Origin of the sequence: Haemophilus sp. UMB1048 (assembly GCF_030218125.1) — a bacterium.
Lineage (GTDB): Bacteria > Pseudomonadota > Gammaproteobacteria > Enterobacterales > Pasteurellaceae > Haemophilus_D.
Genome location: NZ_JASOPB010000072.1, coordinates 1 through 293, shown reverse-complemented (window position 1 = coordinate 293; position 293 = coordinate 1). Strand labels below are relative to the sequence as shown.

Annotated in this window: 1 protein-coding gene; it reads right to left on the bottom strand. The window is 43.7% G+C overall.

Annotated elements, in window-relative coordinates:
- Nucleotides 1-110: 110 nt before the first annotated feature.
- Nucleotides 111-293 (bottom strand): hypothetical protein (locus QP437_RS09920; RefSeq protein WP_285267721.1); only part of this gene is annotated, 183 nt, incomplete at its 5' end.

The following is a 293-nucleotide window of genomic DNA, read 5'->3' as shown; positions in this document are numbered from 1 at the left end:
TATCACCCGGCTGAAACTCCGTAATAGATGGGTTAGCGTCCGTATGAGCGCAACCAGCAAGAATGGAAGCAGACAAAGCAACAGCAATTAATTTTTTCATTTATATAACCTTAGTTTGTATTTTCTACCACGACACCACCAGCAGAGCGCAAATAATCGCAAGCCTCAGCAGGTGAGATTTTAAATAACTCTGTAGCACCCTCAAAACCTCGCATCATTGAACGATACGCGGCAAAGTGTTTATGTGCTTTTTGCTCCTCTCTGTATGTCGTCAATCCGTAGCCGTCACCAAA